Source organism: Fibrella forsythiae (assembly GCF_017353175.1).
Taxonomy (GTDB): Bacteria; Bacteroidota; Bacteroidia; order Cytophagales; family Spirosomataceae; genus Fibrella; species Fibrella forsythiae.
In genome coordinates, this window is the sequence record NZ_JAFMYW010000005.1 from 518236 (window position 1) to 526074 (window position 7839).

Below are 7839 nucleotides of genomic sequence, written 5' to 3' on the forward strand. Positions count from 1 at the left end.
ACACCTAATAATATAAGGTGAATACTAAAAAATAACTTATATGAATGATGAGGCAAATACTGAGCCAAAAATTGAATTATGCGCAGCATGAAAGAGATAATTCTTATAACTGTACAGAAAATTCGGTTTTTACTTCATCTGGCCACTTCTTGACTTGAATACTGCCAAGTAGACTATGTGTATGTTCAAGGCACATAAAATTGGCCGTTTATTTGCTAGCTGTTTGTTAAAAGTTGCTCTATTATGAAAGCACCCTACATAATAATATGCGTTTGGGTAAGTCTGCTCGTACAACCTCAACAATTAATTGGCCAGAATACTATTTTTGGCTACCAAGCAGGTTCAAATAATACTGCTTTTGGCAACACTTTTATTGGTGCACTGACTGGGCAGGCCAATACCGTAGGTGAAAACAATACTTTTCTGGGTAACAACGCCGGGAAGAGTAATACTACTGGAACATTTAACTTATTCGTCGGTAGTAATGCTGGCCAGGCAAATACCATCGGTCAGGAGAATCTATTTTTTGGGGCTGGCTCAGGTTTTACTAATACCAGTGGTCGCTTCAACACCTTCGTGGGCCTAAATAGCGGCTTTGGTAACGTGGGAGGAGAGAATAATGTCTTTATCGGTCAGCGGGCGGGTTTTTCAAATAACACCGGCAGCTTCAACCTCTTTATGGGATCCTCAACCGGCTACACAAATCAGTCGGGAGTATATAACACGTTTGTTGGTAATGGAGCGGGCTATGCGAATCAGATCGGTAATAGAAACACGTTTCTGGGCCTTAACAGTGGGTTTCGCACTGTTGAGTCTGACAATGTGAGCGTAGGATATAACGCCGGACTAGAAAACACGACAGGCTTTCAAAACACTTTTATCGGCACGAACGCTGGCGTGTCCTCGGCAAACCCTAATCTTCAGAATGCAACAGCCATTGGTTATGGAACGCTAGTAGCAGCCAGTAATAGTGTGATCTTGGGTAATGGAGCACGGGTCGGCATCGGTACATCGGCTCCCCAGAACAAGCTAGACTTGGTTAGTAGTGTCGCCAACACATCGGGGCTTCGACTGACCAACCTCAGAAGCAACAGTCCGGCAACTGTATTGAACACCACCAAATTTTTAACTGTCGATGTCAATGGCGATGTCGTGTTGGGGAGCATCAATGGCTCAGCCCGAATAAGTCCAGGGCTATGGGAAGCGGCAGGAATGTTCATACAGAATAGCAATGCAGGTGGCGTTTTGATCGGATCAGGGATCAACCAGACACCAGCTGGTTATAAGCTATATGTGGCGGAGGGCATACTGACAGAGAAAGTCAAGGTAGCCGTAAAGAATACATCTGACTGGAGCGATAAGGTATTTGAGGCAGGCTATGACCTGAAAAGCTTACCAGAAGTAGCGGATTATATCAGGGTCAACAGACATTTACCCGGTGTGTTATCAGCGGCACAAATGGTTGCCCAAGGTAATGACCTGCACAAGACGGATGCCAAGCTGCTGGAGAAGATTGAAGAGCTAACATTGTATCTACTGCAACAGCAAAGTGCGTTGCAGGTAATGCGCAGGGAAAACAAGCGGATGCAAACTCAGACGCGAACAATGCAGCAACAGATTCAGCAGCTTCTTTTAAACCGGACAAACAAATAAAACGATGAAGAAGCAGTTATTAGTTCTAGCCCTTGTTTTGACAACAGGGATCACACATGGCCAAAACTATGCCCAAGAATTAACCTTAATGCAGCCCGTAGAGGCTGGAAGTGTAGTTGATCAAAAAGCGATCCGTACGATTACTGCTCGTCATCGGGTTAGTCAAGGGAGCATCACGTTTTACACTGCTGGCCAGTCCGTCTTGCTACAGCCCGGATTTGTTGCGCAGGCAGGGGCTGTCTTTCAGGCCATGATTGGCCCGATGACTATGACTGGATTAGAAGAAACTGAGTCTATGTTGTCGTTACGGGCATTTCCAAACCCTTTTGTGCAGCACACAACGTTGGAGTATACGTTGCCAACGTCAGGCCGGGTGCAACATCTGTTGGTGGATAGCCAAGGAAAGGTGGTGCAGCAGATTAACGCGGAGGTTGGCGAGTCGGCCGGCGTTCACCAGGCACGTTTCGACGGTACGGGGTTGCCTGCTGGTGTGTACCTGTATCGCATTCAGGTAGGTACTCGAAGCAAAATCCTACGTCTGCTAAAACAGTAACTAAACCAGGGCATGTGTATCCAAGCGCGTGAGAATAGCTTTAAATTGCTAAACTGGAAATTGCTTATCGCTAGAGTGTTTTGTTGTTTGTCCCGATTCTGTCGTATAATCCTATTCCGTAGGAGAGTCTCCGCGTTGTGTCTTTGCCAAAATGCTTACCTACTAGGCTAATCAGTTGCACCCCAATTTAGAGCTGGTTAGTAAAAATAAATCAATTAATCTCTTTTGTCGAGAGGACGACGGTAAGGATATATGTGAGATTAGAAAAGGATGCCTGACATATTTTACTGTCTGAAATGTCGAGTTATTGATCACACCATTCCACTCCTTCAAGGGAAGTTCAGTGTTAAATCATGATAGTGAGTTGACCCAACGTTTGGCGGAGTTGTCTAGAATATGAAGGCTTTCCGAGTGTTAATAATGTACTACATCCGGAAAGCCTTCGAGAAACTAACTATCAAAGAGGCCGTTTTTAGAAGACTTAATGCTAATGCTTTTTTTTGTTGTTGTTTAATCTACTTGGTTGACTGCCGATCATCGTCAAGATTCAAAAATAACTTGTCAGTCGCTAAGCCTGGATTTATTACCTTTCGACCAGAGAACAGCGCATCTAGTAAGCTGATGGGCATTCGGCAAGCTTAACTTTTAGGCTAAGGCTGTTTTCATATTTTTTATTCGGCTTTCGCTCAAACACATCTGTTCTTCAACCTGCATGTTAGTTAGCCCGTTCGCTAAATGCCCCCAAAGTTCGCGTTCACGACGGTTGAGAGCTGCCGGATAAGCTAAGTCAGGTTATGGGTTAAACAGGGCTAATAATGACTTGCTCCAATAGCCTTCGCCTTGATCTATGCTAGCGAGGCTATCTATTAACTCAGAGTTACTCACCGGCAAAGCCAAGTACCCAGAAGCAGAGAGTCAAAGTGCCGCCATGACAATGTCACAGGTGGCGGGTAGGAGCAATAGACAGCGGCAGGCGGGGTATTGTTGCCTAATAGCCTGGATCGCCTGACGCGTCGCTGTGCCATCACCGGTCCATTCAATCAAGGCTACGGTTGTACTGAGTGATACCTCATTGGAGCGAATTACCGAATACCCCTGCTTCACCACTATGTCGATAATACACTGATAATCAAAATATTGGCTCGTCGACACCAAGAAAAATTTGCTCATGGGAAGTTAGTTAGCCGACAGTAGTTTTTTGACCGTAAACAAGTCGTTTACTTTTAGTCGACAAAAATAGACTTGGTTCCCAACTAGATTTAAGTTTTTTATTGGATGCTTCCAAAGTCCTTTATCATGTTGTGCGTCGACCACGGTATAAATAATACGGCCTTCAGAATCAATAATTTCTACTCGAACATCACTAGCTGCCTGCGGTACGTTGAATTCAATCGTCAGTTCTTTGGCAAACGGATTGGGATACGCTTTAAGGGCAAGCCCAAATGGGTCATCATTTACCAACTCGTCAACGCCTTCCCGGCACGATGGACAACCTACAAATACATTGGGACTAATGCGCCAGTTACCACTACCATCTTTGATGAAGCAACGATACGTACCAGGTCCGACTGTGATTGAAGTCAAATTAGTGCCATTATGAGAAGGTGTTTCATCGTTGATATCATTTCCCCACCTGTATAACTGTGCCCCGCTAAGCGGCGAAACAGACAAGGTCCTGTTAAGTCCACTTCCTGAGACATACACGATTGGTACTGGATTGGCAACGATCCTGTTAAATCCTGCTGGCCCAGGCGCATTTACCGTGATCTTGTCACTCCACTCATCAGTGCCCAGATACGTTAACCCAGCATTACTTCGCTCGTCAAAGTGAGTTAAGTCACCTGTATTTCTATAGGCACTTGTAGTCACATTCGCTGATGTATAATCGGTGTCAGGTCCTTTATTCTTATCATATTCGCCTCCTTTCTCGTCTTGAGCGTCGCGAACAGTAGTGGTTATATTTCCACCGTTGTTAAAGGTAGCACGGGCAATCATCCAAGAAAGGTCACTGTGTCCGAAATCAGTGCGGCTCCGGTCAATAACAGCTTGTAATCTTGCCTTATACAAGTCTTTATCTTGTGTTTTGAGACTAGAGGTAGCACTAGGGTCAGCATCTGTTTCGCCCTGATGCCACAGCAACGCTCTGACGCCAAACAATGATAAATAATAGTTTAGTGTATTTTTTAGCGTCAGATAAGGCTGGCCCTTAAAGTAATTAGGGTCCGAACTGATGCCACTTGCTAAGCAGTACTGGTTATTTAGGAACGGATAGGCGTTAGTCGTTAGATTCCCCATCGAACTCTCATACCAGTTCAAAATAGAGCTTCCTCCGTAAGCTGAGTTAAAAAAAGCAACCGGCATCCCTCCATTCGCGTCCGAAATTTTCTTGCCAAGAACCGCGTAACACCAACTATTGCTACCTGAAGGCGAAATTCTGTTTTGGCCGTCAATCTTTGTGAAGGTAGGGGGGCCTGGATATTCTTTACGGCAGCCCCAGTTTAGATTAACGCCCACAATCCACTCAGGGAACCCACTGGTGGAAGGTAGTCCCCAATTTGAATCATCCACACCTTGTGCATTCGATTGCCCGGCTATTGCGTATACATCCCCTACACCAAATTTGACGCTGACGGCTACTAAGGGGCTACCAGTACCAACCCCCATATCTAGTCGATACCAACCCTTATTAAAAATCGGTGTAATAGAAAAGCCTCCATTAGGCTGAAAGCTCACACTGCTCCAGCCAGTTGTAGATGTAACATTACCACTCCCATCAAGTGTAGAGGTACGATACCAGAGCTGATAGCTGTACGCACTAGATCCTCCGGTAAGTTGGCCGGCAATTGCAACTGTAGCTTGATCATTACCATTGCGTTGGGTAACAGAGCGGTCAATTGGGTAGGAGAGCTGCACCGATTGGGCAACGCTGTGTAAACCAGCCAAGAGCAGAAAGCTGGCGATAGCTAGTGTAAATAGAAGTTTCATAGGAAGCTGAGCAAGGATTAGTCATAAACTGAAAATGGAGCCGAACAACCTGAAATATGTTGATTTACAAGGCTGTCTGACTGACTAGCTTTCACTTATTGTGCGCCAGTGGTTTGACTGAACTCCCGGATGTTGATCAGCGGAATCCGGCTTTGATAGGTGCTGTTCAAAGCCTTTATGACTTCATTGGCAATAACGGCCTGTCCAATAGCTGTGGGATAGGTACCATCCGAAGAAAAGAAGTTGCCTTTTGGTGCACCATCAATCTTTAAGCCATCGTCAGTTGTGTAACTACCTAAATGAATGCGCTTGTAAATTGCGTTTAAATCTACCAGGGCTAGGTTGAGCTTTTTGGCCATTGTGCGCACCTGCTCGTTGTAGAAAGCCGGACTACTACTACGGGCTTCCACCTCGTCCATTACATCCCCGTCAGTTAGCGTTAGGTTCACAATGTCCCCCTGATTGAGGTTCATGAAGAGTTTGGCTACCACCGGGGTTGGCATCATATAGAACTGCGTGGCTGGATCAAGCTTGCTATACTGCTCAGTGTATCGCTGATCCCGGTAGGTGATATTAATTGCCCCTGCTTTCCGCTTCAAATCTTCGGTTGGGTACCACTGCATGAAGGCATAATCTTGAAAGTCAGGCACCGTAAACACAACCCCCCGCTTACCACCTTTGGCTAATACCGTAGCCGTCTTTTCGTAGCTAAATTGCCCGACGCTAAATTCGTAGATATAATTTAGAGCATTGACAAAATCATTTTTCTTCAATATCTCTAGCCAGCCATCGGTACGGTCTTCGAGAATGAATAGGTCGTAGGGTTTGGTTTGAACGATGTAGTCTAATAAACCTATCCTTTGATTTTCCTCACTTGACAGATACCGCCACAGGTAAGGCTGGAAATCTAGCCATTGATGCCCATTAGCATAATTAGCCACTTTAATTTGAGGCGTCCATTCGCGGTTGAACAAATCACCGTACATAGCAGGTACTGCAAAATTATCTACTTTGCCTGCATAGCCACTTAACACCGGCGGATCACCAGCCTGTACAGGAGCCAACTGATTAGTTACTTGCTGCCAGCGGGGGTAAGTTGCTTTTGAATCACTGTAGATCAGAAACCCAGTTCCGTTGGCTTCGGTTACCCCAAATGTTGGCGATTGAAAGTCGGCAATGCCAATCTGTCGGGCTACCAGATTAGGGTAGGCAGTCAGTTGCCCATCACGGTAAAGCCCCCCGTTACGTACTCCCGCCGTCAAGCCCCCCCCCTAGAGCAATCATCCGTACAGGCTGGTTAGATTGCTCTAAAGCTCCCAATTCACCTTGAGCGGGCTGATGGATCGGAAGCGCATCTAGTCGGACGGCGGATACGTAACTCGTTTTACCCTCGATCAGGGAAACATACGCCATGGGATGCAGCCAGCCGTCCATTGGTTTTTCAATCGCATCCACCGGCGGGAGCGGGGCCGGGTTAATGATCGTCTGCGATACTGGGGTGTCCACTATAGGTGTCGTGGGCATCAGTGTTGACTTGTCGGTGCAGTTGCTGAATAGCAGGGTCCCGGCTGCGGTTAAGGTTAGAAAAGAAAGCATACGCATGACTTGTTGAGTTTAATTTTTCATATTTACGTAAATATGTGATTAGATTTTTAATAGGTCAAGGGAGGAAAGTACCTTTTTTGTCATCTATTAAACGTAATCCATCCTATCTCTGGCTTATCACAATTCTAGGATCACTTAATCATATAATACATTGGCTTACATTAAGTTGTCTGCTCAGTAATTCATTTTGTCCGGCTGTGTTTGGTCAAGCGAAACAGTGACAATAGCCCGGTCGCAAGATTACTAGATTTAACGTCAAGCGAGTTGTATTATCAAGCTCTAGGGGCAGAATTTATTATTATAAGGTATGTTGAAATCTAATGACTGCACTCTACTTTCAGAACTAATAGATACTTCAAGTTGAGGATATATTTGACTTTAAAAAAACTCTTCAAGACCAATACTGTCTATATCAGCGATGACTAGTAAATTTTCCAAATCTGCATTTCTAAAAACATCACAAGCTTTTTGGGCCAGTATTTCTGTATCAATATCATAGTCTGATATAATGTCTGAAAATACACTTTCACCAAAGCTAAAAGTGTATCCGAGTAAGTTAACTCGTTCAATGACCTTTGGAACTAGCAAGTCTACCTATCAAACAGTATCATAATTGTGGCGCTGATCCAAACCGCCTTACAGAAGCAAGTGGATGAGCGCTTGAGTTGCCTGTGAGAAAAAGAGGTCAACGATCCTTGTTCGACTGAGAAAGGATTGAAGCTGCTAAATCTTTCGTCTCATCACTATACTTTGGGCTATTGAGCACCTTCGATGCGACTGTCTCCATGTCGCTTCCCGTCTGATTCCCTTTATTAACTTGTGATAGTGCAGAAGCCGCTAATTTTTTGGCTGTCGCTGATGCGTTCGGATCACCTAATGTTTTGGCTGCTTGCGATGCGATACTAGGAGATGTTGTTTTGCTGTTCTTAGCCATGAGTCGGTTACATTAAATATAAAAAATCACAATTCTGTCGAAATCTATCTATTATTATTTCATTAGAATAACAGATTCGACGGTATGGGCGGCTGTGCGCTGTTTTTAG

General features: G+C 44.9%; 8 protein-coding genes. 2 read left to right on the forward strand and 6 right to left on the reverse strand.

The genetic code is table 11. From position 1 onward, the window contains the following. Positions 1 to 243 precede the first annotated feature (243 nt). Positions 244 to 1653 carry a serine-rich family protein gene (locus tag J2I46_RS18655; protein ID WP_229379835.1) on the forward strand — a complete coding sequence of 470 codons (1410 nt, stop codon included), beginning with the start codon at positions 244 to 246 and terminating at the stop codon, positions 1651 to 1653. A gap of 4 nt (positions 1654 to 1657) precedes the next feature. After that, entirely contained in the window at positions 1658 to 2206 is a 549-nt protein-coding gene (locus tag J2I46_RS18660) for a T9SS type A sorting domain-containing protein (RefSeq protein WP_207330553.1), read from the forward strand. 915 nt (positions 2207 to 3121) lie between these two features. Here J2I46_RS18660 and J2I46_RS18665 read toward each other — a convergent pair. From J2I46_RS18665 to J2I46_RS18690, 6 genes are all read right to left on the reverse strand, one after another. Further along, on the reverse strand, positions 3122 to 3376 hold the full coding sequence (locus J2I46_RS18665) for a hypothetical protein (RefSeq protein ID WP_207330554.1): 255 nt from the start codon (positions 3374 to 3376) through the stop codon (positions 3122 to 3124). Between the two features lie 6 nt (positions 3377 to 3382). Further along, positions 3383 to 5191 carry a sialate O-acetylesterase gene (locus J2I46_RS18670; protein WP_207330555.1) on the reverse strand — a complete coding sequence of 603 codons (1809 nt, stop codon included), beginning with the start codon at positions 5189 to 5191 and terminating at the stop codon, positions 3383 to 3385. A 95-nt stretch (positions 5192 to 5286) separates the two neighbouring features. Next, complete coding sequence (locus J2I46_RS18675; protein ID WP_207330556.1) at positions 5287 to 6255, reverse strand: SGNH/GDSL hydrolase family protein; 969 nt, start codon at positions 6253 to 6255, stop codon at positions 5287 to 5289. A gap of 178 nt (positions 6256 to 6433) precedes the next feature. Further along, the gene (locus tag J2I46_RS18680) at positions 6434 to 6793 is read right to left on the reverse strand and encodes a hypothetical protein (protein ID WP_207330557.1); all 360 of its coding nucleotides are present in this window, start codon (positions 6791 to 6793) and stop codon (positions 6434 to 6436) included. A gap of 381 nt (positions 6794 to 7174) precedes the next feature. Then, positions 7175 to 7384, reverse strand: coding sequence for a hypothetical protein (locus J2I46_RS18685; protein WP_207330558.1), 210 nt, complete (start codon positions 7382 to 7384; stop codon positions 7175 to 7177). A 97-nt stretch (positions 7385 to 7481) separates the two neighbouring features. Continuing rightward, positions 7482 to 7730 (reverse strand): hypothetical protein, encoded by a 249-nt coding sequence (locus J2I46_RS18690; protein ID WP_207330559.1) that lies wholly within the window; start codon positions 7728 to 7730, stop codon positions 7482 to 7484. Between the last annotated feature and the right edge of the window lie 109 nt (positions 7731 to 7839).